Genomic DNA, 23,646 nt, shown 5'->3' on the forward strand with positions numbered 1-23,646 from the left:
GACAAATATGGCGGCTCTTTTTTTATCTTGCTCTCTTGTTCTGAAGTGCCGGTCACATTTATAGATCCTGTGGCGATTATAGTGACGAGCTTTATATATAGCCTTGCCCTTTGCCGCTCGGTTGAGTCAGGCGAATTCTGCCATTGAGTTATCGTCTTTGTTGCGCTATAGCGTACACAAAATAAGAATACTGGAGCGATTGGTGCTCCGGGCGCGTGCGCTTTTATGATGAGGAGCAAGCCATGTGGGGCACCCTGTTTCTGTTGATCGGTGGATTGCTGGATAAAATCATCCCCGACAAAGACAAGGCCGATGAGGCGAAGCTGAAGCTGATGGAACTTCAGCTGAGTGGTCAGCTTGAAGAGATCACACAACAGCAATCTGTGAATCGTGCTGAGGCTGGATCTAGTAGTTTGTTTGTATCGGGTTGGCGCCCTGCGATTGGCTGGATTCTAGCGGCCTCGATTGCCTATCAATACTTGGTGCGTCCGTTTTTGATTGGCTTCAACGTGTCGCCCAATCTTCCTGGTCTTGACGAGATGTTGTGGGAGTTGATGTTCGGGATGGTTGGCGTCAGCAGTCTTCACACATTTGAGAGAATGAACATGCCGAAATAGGGTTTTCTGGGTGCGGTATTTTGGGGCTGCATGGAGTATTTCGTGCAGCTTTTTTTGTTCTGAATACAGAAAGGCCGTCTCGTATGAGACGGCCTTTCTCGTTTGCATGTAGAGAAGCAAGCGTTTATTTTTTTGATTTGAGAGATGAGAAGACCTGGCGGCGTCCTACTCTCCCGTGCCTTGAGGCAAAGTACCATTGGCGCAGCTGTTTTTCACGGCCGAGTTCGGGAAGGGATCGGGTGTTTTTCCAGCGCCATGACCACCAGGTCATCACATCTCACAAATCTGGACTAGTTTTATGTATGAACGGTGTGTTTCGTGCATTTGAGTGGTTTTACCACTGCGCACGGGCTCTAAAGCCTATCGAGCGATTAGTACCGGTTAGCTTCACGTGTTGCCACGCTTTCACACCCGGCCTATTGACGTGGTGGTCTTCCACGGCTCTCAAGGGATACCTTGTTTTGAGGATGGTTTCCCGCTTAGATGCATTCAGCGGTTATCCAATCCGTACATAGCTACCCAGCGGTGCTCCTGGCGGAACAACTGGTACACCAGAGGTACGTCCATCCCGGTCCTCTCGTACTAGGGACAGCTCCTCTCAAGTATCCTACACCCACGGCAGATAGGGACCGAACTGTCTCACGACGTTCTAAACCCAGCTCACGTACCTCTTTAAATGGCGAACAGCCATACCCTTGGGACCTGCTCCAGCCCCAGGATGAGATGAGCCGACATCGAGGTGCCAAACACTTCCGTCGATGTGGACTCTTGGGAAGTATCAGCCTGTTATCCCCGGCGTACCTTTTATCCGTTGAGCGATGGCCCTTCCACGAGGGACCACCGGATCACTAGAACCGACTTTCGTCTCTGCTCCACCCGTCGGTGTCGCAGTCAGGCTGGCTTTTGCTCTTGCACTCGTCGAGCGATTTCCGACCGCTCTGAGCCAACCATTGCGCGCCTCCGTTACTCTTTGGGAGGCGACCGCCCCAGTCAAACTACCCGCCACACAGGGTCCCGGTCCCGGCTTACGGGACGCGGTTAGACATCAAATACGGGAAGGGCGGTATTTCAAGGGTGGCTCCGCCTGGGCTGGCGCCCTGGTTTCATAGCCTCCCGCCTATCCTACACATCCAATATCTGATGCCACTGTGAAGCTGTAGTAAAGGTGCACGGGGTCTTTCCGTCTGACCGCGGGAACTCCGCATCTTCACGGAGAGTTCAATTTCGCTGAGTCGATGTTGGAGACAGCGGGGAAGTCGTTACGCCATTCGTGCAGGTCGGAACTTACCCGACAAGGAATTTCGCTACCTTAGGACCGTTATAGTTACGGCCGCCGTTTACCGGGGCTTCAATTCGGAGCTTGCACCCCTCCTCTTGACCTTCCGGCACCGGGCAGGCGTCAGACCCTATACGTCGTCTTGCGACTTCGCAGAGCCCTGTGTTTTTAATAAACAGTCGCCACCCCCTAGTCTGTGCCCCTCACCTGTGGTTGCCCACGGGCGAGGCTCTCTTATTCCGAAGTTACGAGAGTAATTTGCCTAGTTCCTTCAACATCGTTCTCTCAAGCGCCTTGGTATACTCTACCAGTCCACCTGTGTCGGTTTCGGGTACGGTCATTGTTGGTGGTGTTATTTCCTGGCCCGTCTTCACCGCTGCTTCAATCCGATAAGGAGCAACGATTTACGACGGGCGTCACATCCACCTGGCCCACGAATATTAGCGTGGTTCCCATCGACTACGCCTTTCGGCCTCGCCTTAGGGGCCGGCTTACCCTGCGCGGATTAGCCTTGCGCAGGAACCCTTGGACTTACGGCGACAGGGTTTCTCACCCTGTTTGTCGCTACTCATGTCAGCATTCTCACTTCCGATACCTCCAGCAAACCTCACAGTTTGCCTTCACCGGCTTACGGAACGCTCCGCTACCGCTTGTCATAGACAAGCCCGCAGCTTCGGTGCATGGCTTTAGCCCCGGTACATCTTCGGCGCAGGACAGCTTAATTAGACCAGTGAGCTGTTACGCTTTCTTTAAAGGATGGCTGCTTCTAAGCCAACCTCCTGGTTGTTTTGGCCGTCCCACATCCTTTCCCACTTAGCCATGACTTGGGGACCTTAGCTGGCGGTCTGGGCTGTTTCCCTTTTGACGATGGACCTTAGCACCCACCGTCTGTCTGCCGGACAGTACTCGCCGGTATTCGGAGTTTGGTTCGAGTTGGTAAGGCTCGCGCCCCCCGTCCCGATCCAGTGCTCTACCCCCGGCGGTATAGATCCGACGCGCTACCTAAATAGCTTTCGCGGAGAACCAGCTATTTCCAGGTTTGATTGGCCTTTCACCCCTAGCCACAGTTCATCCCCGTCTTTTTCAACAGACGTGGGTTCGGTCCTCCAGTGGGTGTTACTCCACCTTCAACCTGACCATGGCTAGATCACCTGGTTTCGGGTCTACCGCATCGAACTGAACGCCCTGTTCAGACTCGCTTTCGCTTCGCCTACACCTGCCGGCTTAAGCTTGCTCGATACGGTAAGTCGCTGACCCATTATACAAAAGGTACGCCGTCACGGACATTCCCGAAGGAATTCCGCTCCGACTGCTTGTAGGCATCCGGTTTCAGGAACTGTTTCACTCCCCTCGTTGGGGTGCTTTTCACCTTTCCCTCACGGTACTGGTTCACTATCGGTCACTGGAGAGTACTTAGCCTTGGAGGGTGGTCCCCCCATGTTCAGACAGGATTTCACGTGTCCCGCCTTACTCGAGGACTACAGTGTTTTTTACCCGTACGGGGCTGTCACCCGCTCTGGCACGCCTTTCCAGACGTTTCCGGTTGTTTCACTGCAGCCACTGGGCTGGTCCGCGTTCGCTCGCCACTACTTGCGGAGTCTCGGTTGATTTCCTTTCCTCCGGCTACTTAGATGTTTCAGTTCGCCGGGTTCGCTTCCACACCCTATGAATTCAGGTGTGGATACCACAGATGCGGTGGGTTTCCCCATTCGGACATTTCCGGATCAAAGATTGCTCCCATCTCCCCGGAACTTTTCGCAGGGTGCCACGTCCTTCATCGCCTTCCAGTGCCAAGGCATCCACCAGATGCCCTTGTCACGCTTGAGAGCCCATGCGCAGGGAAAAAACCACTGCACACGGAACACAGCATTCATACATTATGCGTTGAACATGCAGTCCTTCATGGCATCGCCATCCGGGCTTCCGGACGGCACGTGCCGGTCTGCAATCCAACGCGGTCACTAGACCCTTTAATTGCTTGCTTCTTTACAATGAATAACAACGAGACGGTATCGGGGCATGGCCCCGAACGGATTTCCCTGCAGTCAGTGCGGCGCGGTGGTGGAGGCTATCGGGATCGAACCGATGACCTATAGCTTGCAAAGCTATCGCTCTCCCAGCTGAGCTAAGCCCCCTGGGCCGCGGGTGTGCCTGGGCATCGGTGGTGGGCCTGGCTGGACTCGAACCAGCGACCTTACGCTTATCAGGCGTACGCTCTAACCACCTGAGCTACAGGCCCGAGCCTGTGCACCGGCGTGTACCATGTATGGTACGGTCTGACTGCGGAAGGGATACGAGGACGACCGTATCGGGTGCACCTTTCGGTGCGATGCCGTGATATCACGGCGTTTTGTTCTCGGTGATCCAGGTTGCCCCGGATACATCCTTGAAAGGAGGTGATCCAGCCGCAGGTTCCCCTACGGCTACCTTGTTACGACTTCACCCCAGTCGCTGACCCTACCGTGGCCGGCTGCCTCCTTGCGGTTAGCGAACCGTCTTCGGGTAAAACCAACTCCCATGGTGTGACGGGCGGTGTGTACAAGGCCCGGGAACGTATTCACCGTGGCGTGCTGATCCACGATTACTAGCGATTCCGACTTCATGCACTCGAGTTGCAGAGTGCAATCCGAACTGGGACGACTTTTTGGGATTTGCGCCTTCTCGCGAAGTGGCTTCCCTCTGTAGTCGCCATTGTAGCACATGTGTAGCCCAGCCCGTAAGGGCCATGAGGACTTGACGTCATCCCCACCTTCCTCCGGCTTGTCACCGGCAGTTTCCCCAGAGTGCCCAACTTAATGATGGCAACTGAGGACGAGGGTTGCGCTCGTTGCGGGACTTAACCCAACATCTCACGACACGAGCTGACGACAGCCATGCAGCACCTGTGTGGGATCCAGCCGAACTGAAGGAACCGTCTCCGGTTCCGCGATCCCCATGTCAAGGGCTGGTAAGGTTCTGCGCGTTGCTTCGAATTAAACCACATGCTCCACCGCTTGTGCGGGCCCCCGTCAATTCCTTTGAGTTTTAACCTTGCGGCCGTACTCCCCAGGCGGAGTGCTTAATGCGTTAGCTGCGCCACCGAAATGCATGCATTCCGACAGCTGGCACTCATCGTTTACAGCGTGGACTACCAGGGTATCTAATCCTGTTTGCTCCCCACGCTTTCGCACCTCAGCGTCAGTACCGTGCCAGATGGTCGCCTTCGCCACCGGTGTTCCACCCAATATCTACGAATTTCACCTCTACACTGGGTATTCCACCATCCTCTCACGGACTCAAGCCTTGCAGTATCAAAGGCAGTTCCGGGGTTGAGCCCCGGGATTTCACCCCTGACTGACAAAGCCGCCTACGCGCGCTTTACGCCCAGTAATTCCGAACAACGCTAGCCCCCTTCGTATTACCGCGGCTGCTGGCACGAAGTTAGCCGGGGCTTCTTCTGCGGGTACCGTCATCATCGTCCCCGCTGAAAGAGCTTTACAACCCGAAGGCCTTCTTCACTCACGCGGCATGGCTGGATCAGGCTTTCGCCCATTGTCCAATATTCCCCACTGCTGCCTCCCGTAGGAGTCTGGGCCGTGTCTCAGTCCCAGTGTGACTGGTCATCCTCTCAGACCAGTTATGGATCGTCGCCTTGGTGCGCCGTTACCACACCAACTAGCTAATCCAACGCGGGCCAATCCCAAAGCGATAAATCTTTCCCCCTCAGGGCGTATACGGTATTAGCCAAGGTTTCCCCAGGTTGTTCCGTACTTCAGGGCATGTTCCCACGCGTTACTCACCCGTGCGCCGCTCCCGGATAAATCCGGGCGCTCGACTTGCATGTGTTAGGCCTGCCGCCAGCGTTCGTTCTGAGCCAGGATCAAACTCTCAAGTCATAATCGACAGTCTCTTAACTTCACAAAGCGTATGCTTAAATCAAAGATACTAGACTACCGTCTAAACACGGTCGTCCACGTATCCCTTCCGTCTCTTCACTCTGCCTAACAACACCAACAATCAAAAACCAGAAACTCCAGTCCCTCAGCGTCGGGACGCACCTTCTAAGCCCCAATCCAAAAATCGTCAACACAATTCATTAAACTAATACCAAAAAAATTAAACCTCAGCCACCAAACAGCAAGGACTGACGATCATCCTGCTATCACAGCATCTTCGCTAACGTCCGTTTCGGGCGATACTGCAATAGCATCCTTCACCAAGCCGGCGTTGGCTCTGATAGCCTGCTCAATCTCAGCAGCCATAGCTGCATTGTCACGCAAGAACTGCTTGGCATTCTCACGCCCCTGCCCGATGCGGGTTGAACGGTACGAAAACCAAGCACCAGACTTTTCAACAAGCCCAGCCTTCACACCCAGATCCAGAAGCTCTCCCGTTTTGGAGATGCCTTCACCGTACATGATATCAAAATCAATAACCTTGAAAGGTGGGGCAACCTTGTTCTTCACAACCTTGACCCTAGTCTGGTTGCCAACAACATCATCACGATCCTTGATCTGGCCTACGCGACGAATATCAAGACGCACCGATGCGTAAAACTTCAACGCGTTCCCGCCGGTTGTTGTTTCGGGGCTCCCGAACATCACACCGATTTTCATTCGAATTTGGTTGATAAAGATAACGAGAGTATTGGATCGGGCAACAGAAGACGTCAACTTGCGCAGAGCTTGGCTCATCAGGCGGGCATGCAGTCCAACATGGCTGTCACCCATTTCACCTTCAAGTTCGGCCCTGGGAACGAGAGCAGCGACAGAATCAACGACCAGTACGTCGATCGCACCGGAACGAACCAAAGTATCTGCAATTTCAAGCGCCTGCTCTCCAGCATCAGGCTGAGAGATAAACAGTTCGTCCGGATTCACGCCTAGTTTGCGGGCATAAACAGGATCCAGTGCGTGTTCAGCATCAATGAAAGCGCACGCTCCACCGACACGCTGTGCTTCAGCAATGACATGCAGAGCCAGTGTTGTCTTGCCAGAACTTTCCGGGCCATAAATCTCTATGATCCGACCACGGGGCAAGCCACCTATGCCAAGGGCAAGGTCAAGACCCAAGGAACCAGTCGATACAGCCTCTATATCGGCTACAGAGTTATTTTGACCAAGCCGCATGACAGACCCTTTGCCAAAGGCACGTTCGATCTGAGCAAGTGCGGCGTCTAGGGCTTTTTGTTTATCCATGGTGTCCTTGTCAACAAGATGGAATGCGGTTTGAGACATCTCAATCCCCGTTTATTTCACAGCTGGGCGATACCTGCAATGCGAAGAATGTACATGTTTTGTTCTTATTCGCAAGAAGAACCGTAATATCAGGCAGAATTCACGCACTCTCTTCGACGAAGAAGGACAGCATGAACACGCTCTGCCAACTGCGTCAGGGAAAATGGTTTCGGAAGAAATGAAAAATCGGTTGAGTCCGCGATACCGCCACCGGCTGCTTCTTCGGAATAGCCGGAGATAAGGATCACCTGAATATCAGGCTTTTCTACCTTCACCCTGCGCGCTAATGTCGCACCATCCATCCCGGGCATGATCATGTCGGTAACCAGCAGATCAATATCCTGCTCATCAGCCAGTTTCTCCAGCGCCTGCTCCCCGCTACAGGCTTCAACAACGCGATAGCCCTTGTTACGAAGCGCACGTGATGCAAAAACCCGAACAGCATCCTCATCCTCCACCAAAAGAATCGTCGCGCTTCCGGATAGATCCTTTCCTACGGCCTGTCGTTGTGACGCTGCGATCCCGATCAAGCCAGTATCCAAGGCTTCAGCCTCTTCTGTAACTGCATTGTCTGCACAAGGCAGATAAATGATAAATTTTGTTCCCTGCCCGACGCTGGAATCCACAAGGATTACGCCACCTGTCTGACGAACAATTCCATAGACTGTCGATAAACCAAGACCTGTTCCAGCTCCAACACTTCCTGTCTTTGTTGAGAAGAACGGTTCAAAAATACGAGCGAGGTTCTCTCTTGAAATACCGGTCCCGGTATCAGAAACAGTAATAACCGTGTATTCTCCGGCAGAAAGACTTTCAGCTCCAACAACCATGGGGCTACCAACCATCTCACGTCGCGTTTCTATACTCAGGCGCCCACCGCCCGGCATTGCATCCCTGGCATTAACGGCAAGGTTAATGATCACTTGGTCCAGCTGCCCTGGATCAACCCTGATCGCCCCGACATCTCGTCCAAGGCGCAGCTCAAGATGTATGCTTTCCCCCAGCAAGCGCCGGAGAAGATGACTGATTTCAGTCAGAGCATCGGTAACCAGAACCTGGCGAGGCCTCAAAGGTTGTTTCCGCGAGAATGCAAGCAGTTGACGTACCAAGTTGGCTGCACGATTGGCATTTTGCTTGATCTGCATCAGATCGGCAAAGGATGGATCACCAGCCCCATGCCTCTGCAACAACAAATCACAGAAACCAATCATCGCGGTCAGCAAATTATTAAAATCATGGGCAACACCACCAGCAAGCTGCCCCATGGCCTGCATCTTTTGGGCTTGGGCAAACTGTATTTCCAGATTACGGTGAGCGGTATTATCGAAGAAAAATGCCATAAATAAAGCCCCACCCAAGGGGACAATGCCAAGAGAGGCTGCCTTGTCAGGGCATTTGCAGAAACGCACTTCACGAGCCATACCGGCCTCGACATTGCCGTCCAGCAGGGCCTGTTCAAACAGAGCATCCCATGTGACACGGTCATCCTCTGCCAACACATTGCGAACAGATGTTTCTTTCAACGACGAAGCATCATACCCACACAGACGCAGAAAGGCTTCATTGGCATCGGTTACAACGCCTTCAACATCGACAAGGCACAAGCCTACGGGAAGGGAAGCAAATACAATACGGAACCACTGGTCTACGGGAGAGCAGGACAAGTCTGTTGTATGGGCCTGACGCATGACGACGCTGCGCGTACGTGTTTCTCCGGCATCATCAAAGGCTACCTGCTCCACCATCGCAGAAAAAATATTCCCGGTGCGGTCACAAAAACGGAGCACACCGCTCCACGCCTCCTCGGCATCTGGCCGGCTGCCATCCGCCAGAATACTGGACAAGGGCATTCCCAGCAGTTCATTCACGTTGTACCCAAGCCAGTCTGCAAGACGCTGGTTCACAAAGCGCAGCTGCTCATTAGCATCAACAGAGTACAGTCCTGCTGGCATAAGGTAGAGAAACTCCGCCTGAACATCACGGTCACGACGCAGTATATCTTCTATGGCACGATGCGCTGTAACATCCTGTGCCGTCCAGATCACCCCCCCGGCACACGGCGATGTCATGGGCACTGGACAGACCCCGATGCGCCACCATTCCGCAAGCCCGCGTTCACCCTGTAACATAACGTCCACATTTTCCGGAATTTGACGCGTCACCGCAGAGAGCAAACGCTCAAGGGCACCAAACGTTTCCTCATCTGCACGATCAATGCGACGGGCCAACTCAGCATCTGGCTTGCTCCCTCGCCAGAAAGTTTTTGCACGACTATTTACAGCCAGCACATGGCCATTGGAGTCCACCATAAGACGTGCAACATCATCGGCCTCCAGCAAACACCTCAGGCATCCCACATCACGCAGCAAGTGCCGGATGTAAAAGAAAAGGCTGCACGTGGCCAAGCACAGTATTCCTGCAGCCAGTACATAAACCCCCCCAAGGTGCAGATCGTGCAAAATGATCACAAGGTCTGTCCTCTTTCTTCTGCCGTGACACGGTCTGCCCCCTGCCCGGAACGCCTGCCGCGACCTGTAAGCCCTGCTCTCTTCAGCTTCATAACGTACCCAATGACCTCAGCCACAGCCTTGTAATGCTCCGGAGGAATTTCTTGGTCCAGCTCCACAGCGGAATACAGCACACGCGCTAACGGGGGGTTTTCCATGATCGGGATATCATGTTCCTCAGCAATGGCACGAATACGCAGGGCAAGGCTGTCCACGCCCTTGGCGACCAGTTTCGGGGCAGGCATTTCATCCATCTCGTAACGTAAGGCCACCGCATAGTGGGTCGGGTTTGTGATAACAACGCTGGCTTGTGGAACAGCCGCCATCATACGTTGCCGCGAACGCTGCAACCGCATCTGCCTGATCTTGCCCTTGATCTGGGGATCACCCTCCGTATCCTTGTGTTCGTCCTTGACCTCCTGCTTAGTCATTTTCAACTGCTCGCGATGCCGGTAGCGCTGCCACCACCAGTCTGCTGCAGCAACAAGAGAGAACGTCACCACAACACCCGACAAAACAAGGACCAGCAACGTGTGTAGATTCTCCAGAACCACCGTAGGATCTAGGGCCATATAAACCTCTGGGGTAGCAAGCTGCGGCACCACCAAGGCAAGCAATACAGCCGTGACTAGGATGATTTTCAGCACACCTTTTGCCAGCTCAAAAAGCTGATTACGGGAAAAAATGCGACGGAAGCCGCTGATCATGCTGATGTTGGATAATTTCGGTGCAATCTTCTTCGGTGTGAACACAAGCCCATATTGAAGGGTACCAGACAAAATCGCTGCCAAGAATGTAATGGCAAAAACAGGCGATAAAAAAATAATACCCTTCAAAATCGCGTGCAGGAACCACATCCTGAAACCTTCCGGATCCAGTGGGACTGCATGCACACTGGCCAAAAGACTGCCAAGATGCTTTTTCAATTGCCCGGATAACCAAGGAGCCAGCATGGCCACCAAGGCCAGTGCCGTGACCAGCATCAGCAGACTCTTGATTTCTTGGGATATAGCAACCTGCCCTTCCTGTCGGGCACGCTGGAGCTTTCGCTCGGAAGGCTCCTCGGTCTTGGATTCCTTGTCTTCGTCTTCCGCCATTCCGGACTCAGCCCGCGGTAAACGTCATGAGAACATCCTCCAGATGACGCAGGAACCACATCATCAAGGCTGGCACTGTAACCCACAATACCCCAAGTCCGAACAGGATCTGAACAGGCAGGGCAACAAAAAACACGTTTAGCTGCGGCGACAGGCGGGACATCAATCCCATCGAAGACTGGAAAACAATCCCGAAAACAATGAAAGGCATGGCCATAGACAGGCCAAGCAAGAAGCTTTTCGCCAGAATATCAAGCCATGTTGTCAAATGATCTTCGGCAACCGGGTTCTGTCCCACCGGAAACAAGGCATAGGAATGGTAAAGAGCCTGCAACATCAGATGGTGTAGATCCATCACAAAAATGCTGACCAGTGCAATTGTCGTCAGCATACCAATAACAAGTGCACCCTGCGATTCCGTAACAGGATCAAAAACCATGGCATTCATCAGCCCGGAGTTCTGGCTGATGGAGGTTCCGGCCAAATGGATGGAAGCTGTCACCGCCTGCCCGATCAGCCCTAGGAAAATACCGTAAAAAACCTCGATTATGATGAAGAAAGCCAAAGGACCAACAGTGGCGGGTAAGCCGGGAAGAACAGGCCCCAGAACAGGGGCCATGACCAATGTCACGCCAATACCCAGAAGCAGACGGGCCTGAACATTGAAATAACCAACCGAGAAACCCGGCATGGTTACCATCATGCTTCCGACACGGCAGAATGTCAGCAAAAGATGGAACGTGTTCAAACCAAGGAATTCCGAGAGCGTCACAACGGAGTCTCCAGCCAACCCTGATCAGGGCAGCGAAATAATCAGATCCATAATTTGCTGGGTAAACTGCGTGATATGGCGCAGCATAAAAGGAAGAAGAAAGATGATGGCGCCAAACACAATCAGCATCTTGGGAACAAAGACAAGCGTTGCTTCCTGCAAGGATGTCAAAGCCTGAAACAGGGAAACCAGAAGACCCACAGCCAAACCAACCAAGAGGACCGGTGCAGCAATAACAATCATGACCCATACGCTGTCGCGGGCAATATCAAGAATTTGCGTCTCATTCATCGGAACGGATCCAGAAAGAAAATGACGCCACTCAGATCGGCATCTTCAAGATTTCCTGATAGGCAGACACGACTCGATCCCGGATTGCCACCACGGTATTCAGCGTTGTCTCGGCATTGCTGACAGCCAGAACCACATCACGCATATCAGCCTCCCCGGCAATGCCCCTCAGGCTGACAGCCTCTGCCGTCCTTTGAACCTGCACAGCCTCCTTCAGGGAAGACCGGACCATATCGCCAAAAAGGCCATTTTCAGGTGATGGAGCACCAACGGAGGATGTTGCGGCACGAACAGTCTCGGCCGTTTCCGTGGCCGATCCCAGAACCTGACGAGCAGCTGTCCGGTATGCCTGTATGGCGCTGGAAATAGAATTGGTCATGGCCGTCATCCATCAAACGCCGCGACTGCAAACAACAGCATCACCGGAGAAGATCCAATGTCTTGCCCAGAAGATCACGCGATATGCTGATTGTATTCAGGTTGGCCTCGTAAGATCTCTGCGCTTCCCGCAGGTCCATCACTTCGATCAACGGATTGACGTTCGGGGTCATGACATACCCCTGCTCATCCGCACCCGGATGCCCGGGATCATACTTCCGCCCAAAATCGGTCATGTCACGATCGGTACGATCGGCACGCACTGTATCCACCTCAAGGGATGGATCAAGCTGGTTGCGAAATTGAAGAATCTTGCGCCGGTACGGTTCGCCACCCGGGGTTTTGGCCAAAGAATCGGCATTGGCCAGATTTTCCGAAATCACACGCAGACGCTTCGCCTGGGCTTTCGCCCCGAACGAGGCGATCGACGTCGCTTTCGAAAGATCATCCATATCCCATACCCCCTACACCACAATCGCGCCAGACAGAGAGCGCAGGTGCTACATCCCTCACGTCAACGCTGCCCAAGCGCGGACTTAATCATTGTCAGGTTCTTCTTGACCAACTGCAAGGCTAGATCGTACTGGGACCGCCCCCTGGCCATCTTTTCCATCTGCTCCTCAAGAACAACGGGATTGCCGTCAATGGAACGCTCCCATGTTCTGCGCACAGCAACTTCGCGATACGGACCCAGATCCGGCAGGGCGGCCCCCATGTGGGATGGGTTGGTCATGGCCGGCTTGACAGATGGCTCCGTCGCATCCAAGACCATTTTCCCGAAATCAAGCTCCCTCAGGTCTTTCGCCTTGAATTTCGGGGTATCCGCGTTTGAAATATTCTGGGCCAGAACGCGCTGACGCTGGGCAAGCCAGTCCATCTTTGTACGGGCCATACGAAACAACGATAACTTGGATGTATCCATAATTCCCTGTCCCTGCCGTACGGGGCATACAGTCTAGGCTACCTGCTCACAAGTAGCCTCGGGTGTGCAGACATGATCCAGCCCACCTCTTTAAGAAAGAGTAAAGACTCGTTTACAACACCTCCGGATATCGGAACATCGTAACCCGGCGCCAAGCTAAACGATTTTTTAAGCGCCACCCCCACATGATATGGTCTGTCACTGAATGGTCACAAGGCCGATGGGCTTGCTCAGAGTGGAAGGAAATACCCGGTGAATACCGGCACCCCCAAACCACCACCGGAGTCCGGATCCGGGTCACACCAAGACGGTAACGCGTCCGCAAGCACACAGCCCATCGCCGTCGCTGTGGATCACGATCCGTCCGTTGATGCAATTCCTAGGGTTGTTGCATCAGGGCGCGGGTTCGTTGCGGACCAGATTCTGAATATTGCTTTCGCAAGTGGTGTAAAAGTCCGGCAGGATGCCGACTTGGCCCAGATACTATCTGCTGTTGATCTGGACTCTGAAATTCCGACCGAAGCTTTTGCCGCCGTGGCAGAACTACTGGTGTATGTCTATCGAGCAAACGGGGCCTATCCACTGCCCCCTGCGGCACCACACCTCGGAGGAGCAATGCCATGACGGCTCCACACCGCCCCCCGGTTCCAGGTATCCCTGACAGTGCCGTGTTGCGTCAAGAACTGCGCCGCATCGGCGATATCCTCTTCCGGGCACGCTCTTCTATTTCAGATGGCACCCTTCCTCGCCTCGGGGATCTGGAGCGCATGATACGAACGGCGTGCACATCTATTCACCTGATGACAAAAGATGATGCCCGTGGTCTCCGTCCCATGATGGAAGCCCTTTTTTATGATCTCGATGCTCTTGAGACCGAGATGCGCAACCGATTCGGAGATCTTGCGCTACGTCCAAGTATTCAGCCCGGCAACGAACCGACACAATCCGTAACCGTTGGTGCCGCATACCGTCATGCGCAGAAGCTGCATATACCTCCACTGGGGGAAGAACATCACCAAAGCGATACCGTCACGCACCGGCAGAGTGATCCGGCACCCCACCCCACCCGCTCTGTGTAATATTTTTGTTTCTGATCTCTTCCAGGCCTGATGACCGCATCTCATGGACACAGACTTTTATCTTCGGCCACTGCTTGCCCTTTTTCTGGTTATCGGCATGATTTTCATGGCTGGTGCCGTTGTGCGACGCATCAGCCCGATACGCTCGTGGGCTGGAAAACGTTCTGCCCCAAGCTTGGAAATTACGGAACGCCTGAACCTAGATGCCCGCCGACAGCTTGTCCTTGTCCGGCACAATGATCGTGAACACCTCATCCTTCTCGGAAACACCAGTGAATTATTGATTGACGCGGGCCAAGTAGCACCAAGCTTCACAACGACAGAACAGGAGACAGCGCAACATACCATTTGTGCGGACACCTTGTTGCCAGAGCCGGAGAGAGTGCCATGAGAAACAGGCTTTTCAGCATACCGAGCAAGGCAACACTTTTGTTCCTGTTGCTCATACTCCTGCTACCACACGAGGCCCTTGCCCAACAAATCAACCTTGATTTCGGACCATCCGGGAGCGGATCAACAACAGCGACCATTGTTCGGCTGATTTTGCTGATGACAGTGCTAACATTGGCACCGTCCTTTCTGCTGATGGTAACCTGCTTCACCCGACTGATTGTTGTTTTCTCTGTCCTGCGGAATGCCATGGGAACAGGAACGACGCCTCCCAATCAGGTTATGGCCAGCTTGGCACTGTTCATGACCATTTTTATTATGCAGCCAACCCTTGAGACCGCATGGAAACAAGGGATGGAGCCGATGATGAATGACCAGATTGACGAATTCGAGGCATTTGACCGTTCCGTTATGCCCTTTCGCATGTTTATGGTCGAACACACACGCCCCAAGGATTTACAGCTCTTCATGGATATGGCCAATCTTGAGCCGGTAGAAGGGCCGGAACAGACGCCGCTACGGGCCCTGATACCCGCTTTCATGATCTCGGAACTTCTAAGGGCTTTCGAAATCGGGTTCCTGATCTACCTTCCGTTCATCATCATCGACATGGTCATTGCCAGTGTGTTGATGAGCATGGGCATGATGATGCTGCCACCCATGATGCTGGCCCTGCCCTTCAAGCTTGTTTTCTTTGTGCTGGTTGATGGCTGGCACCTGCTGGTTGGCTCTCTTGTCCAGAGCTACGGAATCCTGCAATAGAAAAATCCTTATATACGATCTGTCGCCTGAGACACGGCAATGTGCCACAATGCGCGCCACGTGTTTTCCAAACTGAATGAGAAGACCCATGCTGGATAATCTGGATCGCCAGATTCTGGATGCATTACGTGCTGATGCTCGGGAACCGACCGCAGCCTTGGCCAGACGACTGGATGTGTCACGCAGCACCATCCAGCACCGGATCAAACGCCTTGAGGAACAAGGTATTATTGAAAGCTATACAATTCGTCTGGCTGATGAGTTTTCCCGGCGCATAATACGGGCTCATGTCCTGATCAGCGTATCCCCCAAACATGCGGCGCGGGTGTCCAGCGGAATAAAGCCAATGCTGGAAGTCAGGGCTCTCCACGCCATCAGTGGTGCATTTGACATGATTGCCGAAGTTGCTGCCGAAACAATGGATGCCCTTGATACAATCACAGACCGCATTGGAAGCATCACGGGCGTCGAACGCACACAGACCCTTATTCTGATGTCGACACGCTTCTCCCGTTAACAGACAGAAGGCGTGTCATCGCGACCTATCAATTGATTGTACTAAGCCCCATACTCTTCAGCTTCTCTTCATAGCCCGCCATGAAAGAGCGAAAGTTCTCAGCCTGCCGGATGCGCCCGGATACGGTCCTGTAGTCAATCAACCCACCTTCCGGGGTGGTTGTAATCAGGTCGAAGGCTGTGTGATAGGATGTTTTCTTCATGGCCGGCATATACAATTTACGCAGGTCCATGATGCCGCGCTCATCCTGTGCCAAGGTCAGGGCCGTAGCCCAGTCTAGCAGCAACCTAGCTTGGGTGTCGGTCAAGACAAGGCCACTCTCTGGCTCCGGCGTCAGCTTCTCAAGGGTCTGGGCAACAGCAGGCCAATTCTGCTCTTTCCAGTAAATCTCCGTTCGCAGCAAGTCTGCCTCGGTTGATGTATCAAGCCCCAGAAGGTCAATCGCCTCAGTTCCCCGCCCCATGTCCGACAGAGCCCGGGCCAACAGTCGTTGTCTCTGGGCCTCCAGTGGTTCGGGAGTGGCCGGATCGGCTGTTTTCAATAAAGCCTCAACGGCTTTCTGGGGCTGCTTGTCCAGCAAGTTGACCAAGGCAAGCCTAGCCCCAACCCGGCTTTTCTCGACCCCGCCCAAACGATAGGTTACCTGACGGTCCAGAAGGGAAGCCGCCTGGGACAACAAATCAACCCCCACTAATCGGTCGGCCAGACGACGGATCATTTCATCGCCTTTCTCCCCAGTTGGCGTCAATTCACGGAATTCATCATACAGGGCAATAGCACCGACCGGGCTCATGCTGTCTGCCGCGCCTTTGAGAAACAGGGACTCAAAAGCATCGCGCATACTGGCTGTTGCCTTCTCTGCCTCGCGATAATCCTGAAAGTACGTGGCGGCCTGCTGCCAGATACGTAATGCTTCGCCATAACGCCCACGATCACGCTCCAGATTCCCCAGAGTCATCAACAAGTTAAATTCAAAAGCGCCGCCGCGCCATGCATAACGAAGACGCTCCAAACCGTTGACAAGGGTTTCGGTGTCGATTTCCTCTATCTTCTTCTGCAACATCAACCGGTCGTACGATGCAACCGCACTGTAGTACCGATCGCCTGTTTCAATAGCGTCAGCAAAGCGGTCCAGCGCAATCTCGAAATTCCCCTTCGACTGCGAGAGCTTGCCCTCGATGTAGTTGATGGCAGCAAGCTCACGCTGGGTATTGTGGTCAGACCGGGCGGCTGTCAGGAACGTATTGGTTCCAATTTCATCACTGACACTGACCGTAGCTTTGGCTGCTGTAAGAGCCAGCGGAATTTTCACACGCTGGGGATAATTGCCGATCACCCCCCCATAGGCCCGCAGAGCCTGCGCCTGCAAGCCCGGGTCCCCCATCTCTACCTGCGCGGCAGCACGCCAGAATGCCGCCTCTTCCACACCTTTCAGACTGGCGTGCTCCAGATCCTCTATGGCTTCCGGATAGCGTCCCATCAAAAACGAGGACACGCCACGCAAAGCGCGAAATGCGCCCGTGTTGACGATTTCCTTGTCATCATCAGCCAGCACCTTGAGGATACCCAGCGATTCGGCCGCACGTCCGTGCGCAAAAAAGAACCTGGCCAAGTCAAGCCGAGCATTATTGCGCCGTGCCGGTGGCGTGCTGGCCACGGCAATTTGCAGCTGCTTTCTATTCTTTGAAAAGTCCTCTTCTGGTCCATGCATCCAGGCATCAATATCCAGTACCTTTTTGAAGTCTGTCTTGGTGCCAATGCTGCTTAACAGCTCAGCTTGAGCAAGATCAGGCGAGAAGGTCAGACCACCACGGGCCGTTACATCAACCCCATTCCGGGTGGAGTTGACAACAATACGATCTGACTTCGGCTCAACCAGAATACCCTGCACCGTGACAGGAATATCGACGTCCGGGAAACTATAGGCCGGAAAAATACCGATCCCCAAAGGAACCAAGGGAACAACAATAAAACGATCGCCCACTTCCGGATCTTCCAGCACCATGGCACGACCACCTTCGGCCACGGGTACGAACAACCGGGGACCAACCGGGCTTTTGGGCTGAGCCTCGACCGCTGTTGGATTGGCCGGCCGCCACGGTTGACGCAATAGATCAACAACCCACAACAAGCCTTCACGGCGTACCGACGGATTATAGCCCGGCTCAACCAACATGCGGATCACCGTAGCGGAGCGGCTAGGGATCTGCTCAATCTCGCGCACAACACCACTACCCAGACGACGCAGCAAACCCAGATCCATCTCCTTGGGGCGATCAAAGACGACCCATGTCCAGCCGCCACGCCGAAAAACAGCAGCGGCTGCCGGCTCATTCCAGGGGAATGAAAGACTGGCCGCAACAGGGGCATCCCCACTGCGCCCCTCCTCTACTCGGACAGAATCAGAATCTGATGAAGAGGGTGGTGGTGGTGGAGCAGGCTTGGCCAGCCCCAGCCTATCTCTCATGGCCTGTTCCAAAGCCTGAACGGCAGCGCTGGGTGGTGGTGGTGGCGTCGTTGTCGTGGGAGAGGAAGAGGCCGCAGCCTCGGTATCTGTTGCAGCCTTGCCGGCAGGTGAACTGGCCGCCACTTCTGTTGGAGGTGCATTTGCAGCAGGCGCATCCGGGGCCGTCGCCGGATCAGGCGAGGATGTAACGGGAGATGTCTCTCCCCCTGTTTGCTTGAGGTCAATCAAAACACGCTTGCCATCCGCCGCCGTCATCAACGTTGCACGCGGAGGAACCGGAACGGTTATCGCCAGACGCCCACGTCCTTCTTCTACGGCAATATTTTTCAGGGACTCTGGTAAGGCGGATCGCAACGACGCGATATCGATCGTTGCCGTGCGCGGAAATGTCACTGTTGTCTTGCCGTCACCACGCTGCACAGTATAACGCTGCCGCTGCGGCCAATCCAAGGCAATACGGGTAATTCCCCCCGGTTCGCTGGAAACCGACACCCCCACACCGCTGGACTTGATACCAGATACGGCTTCAGTGGGCGCAGCCTGCGCTGGCGATGATCCACGATCAGCCTCTGCTGGTGGTGATACTGCAGGAGCAACAGGAGGGGAGACCACCCCAGCTCCTGCAGAGGAAGACGGTACTTGAGCTGTAGCGGGCTGCGCAGGCGATGTTTTCGCACTACTACCAGCTTGTTGTGGGCCTGACTTCACGTCCTTGGAAAAATCAACAGCAATAGCCGTACCGACCGTCAGAACCCGCACTGACCATGGCTCTTTCATAACCATGGTGACAACCAACGTGTCCGGGGACAGTGAGACTGAGTCGACATAGGACCGGATAGGTTTGATCACGGAAGACGGATCTTTTTCCACCGGTTTGTCAAAGGTCATGGTCGCGGTCGTACCGGAAACCGCGAGATTATATTTAACGGGAATGCCCCAATCAAACACCAGACGGCCATAGGTGTCGTGCAACCCTGCCCTAGTTTCAAAAGCTTGGACCGCAGATGATGAGCCAAACGCCAGCAACACCGCCACCAAGAAGAGCGGGGCCAGAACCGCAGCACACCATCTCCACGCGGACATCATCGCCTGTTCCGCTCCGGTAGAATGAGGATATCAACCGGTTGCACAGCATCTGCTGGAACCCCCGCAACCGGACGAGCCCCCCCATAACCAACAAGACCAAGATCGCCGGGGTATCCGGCAGACCGCATAGCCTGCGCAACAACACGCGCACGGGCCAAGGACAAGGTCCACGCCATAGCAGACCCCGTTTGTCCTCCATCTGCTCGCCCGGCAATAACTAAACGGTTATCCAGACGAGATACAAGGTTCGCAACTTCTGCCAAAATATCCGATCCACCCGGCGCCGGAACCGCCTCCCCAGCCGGAAACAGAACCTTCCCCGGCAATGATAATACAAGCTGATCATCGGACATGGTCATTACCATGCCGTTAAGACGGGGTTCATTCTGAAGCGTTTGTCCGATAAGGGCACGGAGATAGGAAATATTTTGTCCAGGAGAAACAGCAACCTGCACCATGGAAAGGTCAGGGCTTGTTTCAGATACCTCTCGAATCACCAAGGGAGCAGGCCGGGTTGATATGCCATCAACCAAAGAACGCAGATAACGGAGATCAGGATTCCCCATGGCGTACAGCATCACAAAAAAGGACAGCAGAAGCAGGATAAGATCTGTGAACGTATAAATCCAGACGCCGGATGACGTGCCAATGTCCTTTGATAACGCAGAGTCTGTAGAATACGGTTCCCCATCTTTGTACCCGACCAAGGCTCACCCCCCATCAGGCATCAGACGGAAGGCCAGGACAAGATCACCTTCCTTGCCAATTTCCTCGCCAACAACAAGCTGGGACAAAGGCATGCCACGGGCTGCCGCAAGACTGGCAAAACCAACCACACGCTGTTCAGCCAAAAGCACCTCTCCAACCCGGTCCATAGCGGAAACTTGAATCAGAACACTCATCTCGCAAGAAAATCCAGCAGGGGGAGATGACAGTACGGCAACCAGGTGATCCAGAAATGCCTGACGTTCAGACCGGAATGAAGCTTTACCCGGCTCAAAAAGGGACTCGACGGGAAGGAGTGCCCTTAGAGTGTCAGCGCCAACATAGTGAATAACCGGAAGAACCCGTAAATCCGTTGTCAGGGCTCGTGTCAGCGCAGCCTCAAAAGAACGCGCACTCGACAACCAGCGACCATGCCGCCCCGTAAATAATTCCTGATCAACCAAGCCATCATGATGACGAGAGTCAGAAAAAGCCCGTGCAACACCTGACAGGACAGGTGTTGCACGATGACTGTCATAGCGGGAAGAGGAAACCAGAATAATGAAGAAACCAAGTAGTAGCAGCGATAAAGAGAGGAACAGTGTCGTGGTACCACCTAACAGGACTGAACGACGGGATGATTCATCGACAGGATCAGTCATCGCGGCCCAGCCACTCAGGTCCGCTTGGGACCCGTACCGTGAAGCAGAGAATCGATATCCCCCTGTTTCATCGCATCCCCATCCAGCTGTGGACCATTGAGCAAGGCATCATCCCCCTCGTTATCACCAACAGCAGCTGCACGGGCACGCCCCCTGTTCCCCGCCTGCTGAACCGACTCAGCCGCTGCCGCATCACGTGCAGCAGCAAGGAGCTTGGGATCGAATGCCTTGACCAAACTCTCGACCCGCTCCTCTATACTCTTAAGCATGCGAACAACTTTTGTAATGCGCTGCCCCGTCAGATCTTGGAACGAGCAGGCCTCGTATATCATTGTCGCTGCATCCATGAGCCGGGATCCCAAGTCTTCACTAACAAGACCAGATACCTCCTCGACGGCTTCGGTCGCATCCATGATGGAACCCGTGGCGTTTTCTGTGGACTGGATAATTGCATCCAGTTCATCCGTTGCCGTAGGGAGAAACTCTTCCCGGATATCCGTGGGATTAAGGGCCGCAATCTCTGACCGAGCCTGACGTATGTACTGGGCCAGCTGCTCTACCTCTTGGTAAAGCCGCATATCCTCGGCAGACAACTCACCGGAAAGGGTATCAAGGATATCCGCAACAACACCACCTATATTGTCGACAGGCACAGCAACGCCGTGAGCCTCGCGGATATCTGCAATACGGGAAGCAACAGCACGGTGAAGGCCGCTGTCCTGTCCAGACGACGGAGCCTCTTGAGAGGAAGGGTCACCGACCATGATCATGGGCCTCCGGTCTGAAATCCAGAATCAGGACGGCGCGCCGGGACAAGCTCAGAAATCGCCCAGAACGCTGACCATCTTGGCCTTCAGCGTTTCAGCATTGAAGGGCTTGACGATGTAGTTCGAAACGCCAGCTTCCTTAGCTGCGATAACGTTCTCGGACTTGGATTCGGCCGTGACCATGATGAAGGGCAAAGCCTTCAGCTTGGGATCAGCACGAACCTCCCTCAGGAGCTGGAGCCCGGTCATGGGCTCCATGTTCCAGTCCGAAATCACCAAGCCGTACGTTGGCCCGCTTCGAAGCTGGGACAAAGCCGCGCTGCCGTCGGACGCCTCATCTATGTTGCTGAAGCCCAGCTGCTTCAGCAGATTGCGGATGATGCGAAGCATCGTCTTGTAGTCATCCACAATCAGAATGTTCATGTCTTTGTCGACAGCCATCTCACACTCCGTTCATGACGGCCAAACGGGCAGCCACAGCGATCTCTAGAACATCTTTCCCATTGTTACTAAAAGACTCAACCCCTTGGACGCAACATCTTTCCAACCATACTTATACCCAACACATAACGGAACCCATATTTACTTGCTAGGCTCCCCTTTTCCGGGGGCAGGAAGCTGGTGCCGGCGGCTCATCTCCATTGTCACGGCCCGCGCCTTCTCTGGCTCCATCGCAGCAAGGATAGGCGCTGTCTTGGCCTCCTTCATGTTCTCCATGATAGTCAGAAGAATGCCCATTTCCAGAGCATTGAAAATACCGGCCGCATCTTTTGGCTTCATAGTGGCATAAATCTTGACCAGCTGGTCAATTCTGCGCTTCTCGGCCTCGTTATGACGATTCAAAAGCTGGCTGATCGTCTTCTCTAGGTTCTGTAGCTCAACAATCTTACGATCTATGCGTTTCTCTGCCGCCTTTAGCATGCCATCACGGGTATCCAACTCTTTTTCTCGACGGTCAAGAAGTTCACGCCGTTCCGCCAGCCTCTGGAGGACATCAACCTCTGTGCGCGTAAATGATGGCCCTCCACCACCCTCAAGATCAGACAGGGACGAGGGTGCCGGGGCTGATGTCTGTGCAACAGCAGAACCAATGTGAATACCCGGCTCTTCTGCTGGACTCGGGACAGAGACAGCTCTTGTCGCAGGCGATTCTGCCATGCGGGTCAAAGAGATATCCCTGCTCGGTTGGCTGACCTGTTCAAAACCAGCCCCAATATCGTGCCATAAAGACTCCAGCCGCACTGACAGCATCAAAACCGCCACAAAAATGACCAGTGGCAGCAGGCGAATCCGTGGGGTTTTGAGTCCTGCCATACCTTGCCCCCTCAACGTACCGACCTGAGAGCACGCAGAAGCTCTTTCTCAGCTTCAGACCGGTCATCATCCCGGGGTATCGGTGCGTGCTTTCTTTCTGTCTCAACGCGCTTGGGGGGAATCGCAGCTTCAGCCCTCTCCGTTGTGGCCAAAGCACTCCCCAACGATGGTGGCTGGGGTATAGCCAAACCAGACTGAGAAACAGGACGCACATCAGGAATTACGTGCGAGTCGTCCCGAATAATCTCTGTGGCTGAGGGTACCCTTGCAACAGACGTGTTTTCGGCATACTCAGCAGCAGCAGCAGCACTTTCAATATCAAGCTGAGCCGGGGGAGGAACACGGGCTCCGGATGCAGACAATCCAGCAGCGGCAGCGGCAGCGGCGGCGGCGGCAACAACAGACTCAGCCGCAGCAACAGGATCAACCGGCGGACCTCCCGAAACAGAGTTTCCGGAAGCAGGGATAACAGAAGACAGAGCACGCCCGGCTTTATCCTTTGCGGCACGTGCAGCTCCATCAAGCCGCTCTGCCATTGCGGAAGCACGTTCAACCATGAACGCAAGGTCATCACGCAAGACCTGCGCTCTTTCAATCTTCTCCTGTAGAAGGCGCCCTGCATCCTCACCAGCCTTGCGCAGGCGGGGAATACCACTCTCGGCCCTAACCGTCGCTTCATTGAAGGCAGCAATCAGGCGCGCCAGATCCTCACGGTTCCGGCGTAGTGCAGAAAGCCTGTTGTTAAGAAGGACGGCAAACACAATCGTTGGCACCAGAAGCAGAACAACCAACACATCGAGGATCAGCGCAATATCCACAGC

The 23,646-nt window shown here is 54.1% G+C and carries 21 protein-coding genes, 2 tRNA genes and 3 rRNA genes; 6 read left to right on the forward strand and 20 right to left on the reverse strand.

What is annotated here, in order from left to right; genetic code table 11:
- Positions 1 to 242: 242 nt before the first annotated feature.
- Entirely contained in the window at positions 243 to 617 is a 375-nt protein-coding gene (locus AY555_RS00005; RefSeq protein WP_156483235.1) for a holin family protein, read from the forward strand.
- A 152-nt stretch (positions 618 to 769) separates the two neighbouring features.
- Here AY555_RS00005 and rrf read toward each other — a convergent pair.
- The 13 genes from rrf to AY555_RS00070 form a co-directional block, all read right to left on the reverse strand.
- Positions 770 to 884: ribosomal RNA gene (gene rrf, locus AY555_RS00010) — 5S ribosomal RNA — on the reverse strand.
- An 83-nt stretch (positions 885 to 967) separates the two neighbouring features.
- Positions 968 to 3,720 (reverse strand): 23S ribosomal RNA (locus tag AY555_RS00015).
- Between the two features lie 232 nt (positions 3,721 to 3,952).
- Positions 3,953 to 4,028, reverse strand: a tRNA-Ala gene (locus tag AY555_RS00020).
- A 27-nt stretch (positions 4,029 to 4,055) separates the two neighbouring features.
- A tRNA-Ile gene (locus AY555_RS00025) sits at positions 4,056 to 4,132 on the reverse strand.
- A 150-nt stretch (positions 4,133 to 4,282) separates the two neighbouring features.
- Positions 4,283 to 5,768, reverse strand: a 16S ribosomal RNA gene (locus AY555_RS00030).
- The 16S, 23S and 5S rRNA genes sit together here with 2 tRNA genes alongside, the layout of an rRNA operon.
- Before the next feature lie 255 nt (positions 5,769 to 6,023).
- Complete coding sequence (recA, locus tag AY555_RS00035) at positions 6,024 to 7,109, reverse strand: recombinase RecA (RefSeq protein ID WP_066131749.1); 1,086 nt, start codon at positions 7,107 to 7,109, stop codon at positions 6,024 to 6,026.
- 89 nt (positions 7,110 to 7,198) lie between these two features.
- Positions 7,199 to 9,577 carry a hybrid sensor histidine kinase/response regulator gene (locus tag AY555_RS00040; protein WP_066131751.1) on the reverse strand — a complete coding sequence of 793 codons (2,379 nt, stop codon included), beginning with the start codon at positions 9,575 to 9,577 and terminating at the stop codon, positions 7,199 to 7,201.
- On the reverse strand, positions 9,574 to 10,713 hold the full coding sequence (gene flhB / locus AY555_RS00045) for a flagellar biosynthesis protein FlhB (RefSeq protein WP_082811770.1): 1,140 nt from the start codon (positions 10,711 to 10,713) through the stop codon (positions 9,574 to 9,576). Before flhB ends, AY555_RS00040 begins: the two co-directional genes overlap by 4 nt.
- 7 nt (positions 10,714 to 10,720) lie before the next feature.
- Positions 10,721 to 11,485 carry a flagellar biosynthetic protein FliR gene (locus tag AY555_RS00050; RefSeq protein ID WP_066131753.1) on the reverse strand — a complete coding sequence of 255 codons (765 nt, stop codon included), beginning with the start codon at positions 11,483 to 11,485 and terminating at the stop codon, positions 10,721 to 10,723.
- A gap of 24 nt (positions 11,486 to 11,509) precedes the next feature.
- Positions 11,510 to 11,776 carry a flagellar biosynthesis protein FliQ gene (gene fliQ, locus AY555_RS00055; RefSeq protein WP_066131756.1) on the reverse strand — a complete coding sequence of 89 codons (267 nt, stop codon included), beginning with the start codon at positions 11,774 to 11,776 and terminating at the stop codon, positions 11,510 to 11,512.
- A gap of 31 nt (positions 11,777 to 11,807) precedes the next feature.
- Positions 11,808 to 12,155: a flagellar hook-basal body complex protein FliE gene (locus AY555_RS00060; protein WP_066131758.1), complete on the reverse strand. Its 348-nt coding sequence runs from the start codon at positions 12,153 to 12,155 to the stop codon at positions 11,808 to 11,810.
- A 40-nt stretch (positions 12,156 to 12,195) separates the two neighbouring features.
- Positions 12,196 to 12,606: a flagellar basal body rod protein FlgC gene (gene flgC, locus AY555_RS00065; protein WP_066131760.1), complete on the reverse strand. Its 411-nt coding sequence runs from the start codon at positions 12,604 to 12,606 to the stop codon at positions 12,196 to 12,198.
- Positions 12,607 to 12,668: 62 nt separating this feature from the next.
- Positions 12,669 to 13,076, reverse strand: a complete 408-nt coding sequence (locus AY555_RS00070; protein WP_066131763.1) for a flagellar basal body rod protein FlgB — start codon at positions 13,074 to 13,076, stop codon at positions 12,669 to 12,671.
- Positions 13,077 to 13,328: 252 nt separating this feature from the next.
- On the opposite strand from AY555_RS00070, the gene AY555_RS00075 reads away from it, so the two are divergent.
- From AY555_RS00075 to AY555_RS00095, 5 genes are all read left to right on the forward strand, one after another.
- A complete protein-coding gene (locus AY555_RS00075; RefSeq protein ID WP_156483236.1) occupies positions 13,329 to 13,700 on the forward strand; it encodes an EscU/YscU/HrcU family type III secretion system export apparatus switch protein in 372 nt (123 codons plus the stop codon).
- On the forward strand, positions 13,697 to 14,155 hold the full coding sequence (locus AY555_RS00080) for a hypothetical protein (protein ID WP_066131767.1): 459 nt from the start codon (positions 13,697 to 13,699) through the stop codon (positions 14,153 to 14,155). Before AY555_RS00075 ends, AY555_RS00080 begins: the two co-directional genes overlap by 4 nt.
- Before the next feature lie 43 nt (positions 14,156 to 14,198).
- On the forward strand, positions 14,199 to 14,546 hold the full coding sequence (locus tag AY555_RS00085) for a flagellar biosynthetic protein FliO (RefSeq protein ID WP_066131770.1): 348 nt from the start codon (positions 14,199 to 14,201) through the stop codon (positions 14,544 to 14,546).
- A complete protein-coding gene (fliP, locus tag AY555_RS00090; RefSeq protein ID WP_066131772.1) occupies positions 14,543 to 15,307 on the forward strand; it encodes a flagellar type III secretion system pore protein FliP in 765 nt (254 codons plus the stop codon). Before AY555_RS00085 ends, fliP begins: the two co-directional genes overlap by 4 nt.
- Before the next feature lie 88 nt (positions 15,308 to 15,395).
- Positions 15,396 to 15,824, forward strand: a complete 429-nt coding sequence (locus AY555_RS00095; RefSeq protein WP_066131775.1) for an Lrp/AsnC family transcriptional regulator — start codon at positions 15,396 to 15,398, stop codon at positions 15,822 to 15,824.
- 28 nt (positions 15,825 to 15,852) lie between these two features.
- On the opposite strand, the gene AY555_RS00100 is transcribed toward AY555_RS00095, so the two are convergent.
- The 7 genes from AY555_RS00100 to AY555_RS11700 form a co-directional block, all read right to left on the reverse strand.
- A complete protein-coding gene (locus tag AY555_RS00100; RefSeq protein WP_066131777.1) occupies positions 15,853 to 19,377 on the reverse strand; it encodes a tetratricopeptide repeat protein in 3,525 nt (1,174 codons plus the stop codon).
- Entirely contained in the window at positions 19,374 to 20,084 is a 711-nt protein-coding gene (locus tag AY555_RS00105) for an OmpA/MotB family protein (protein ID WP_066131779.1), read from the reverse strand. Before AY555_RS00105 ends, AY555_RS00100 begins: the two co-directional genes overlap by 4 nt.
- Positions 20,085 to 20,087: 3 nt before the next feature.
- Entirely contained in the window at positions 20,088 to 20,744 is a 657-nt protein-coding gene (locus AY555_RS00110; RefSeq protein WP_066131781.1) for a hypothetical protein, read from the reverse strand.
- A gap of 14 nt (positions 20,745 to 20,758) precedes the next feature.
- Positions 20,759 to 21,508: a protein phosphatase CheZ gene (locus AY555_RS00115; protein WP_167798469.1), complete on the reverse strand. Its 750-nt coding sequence runs from the start codon at positions 21,506 to 21,508 to the stop codon at positions 20,759 to 20,761.
- Between the two features lie 54 nt (positions 21,509 to 21,562).
- Positions 21,563 to 21,952, reverse strand: coding sequence for a response regulator (locus AY555_RS00120; protein ID WP_066131784.1), 390 nt, complete (start codon positions 21,950 to 21,952; stop codon positions 21,563 to 21,565).
- Between the two features lie 141 nt (positions 21,953 to 22,093).
- Complete coding sequence (locus tag AY555_RS00125; RefSeq protein WP_066131787.1) at positions 22,094 to 22,825, reverse strand: MotE family protein; 732 nt, start codon at positions 22,823 to 22,825, stop codon at positions 22,094 to 22,096.
- Positions 22,826 to 22,836: 11 nt separating this feature from the next.
- A complete protein-coding gene (locus AY555_RS11700) occupies positions 22,837 to 23,643 on the reverse strand; it encodes a DUF6468 domain-containing protein (RefSeq protein ID WP_156483237.1) in 807 nt (268 codons plus the stop codon).
- Positions 23,644 to 23,646 lie beyond the last annotated feature (3 nt).

This window comes from Haematospirillum jordaniae (assembly GCF_001611975.1).
Classification (GTDB): domain Bacteria; phylum Pseudomonadota; class Alphaproteobacteria; order Rhodospirillales; family Rhodospirillaceae; genus Haematospirillum; species Haematospirillum jordaniae.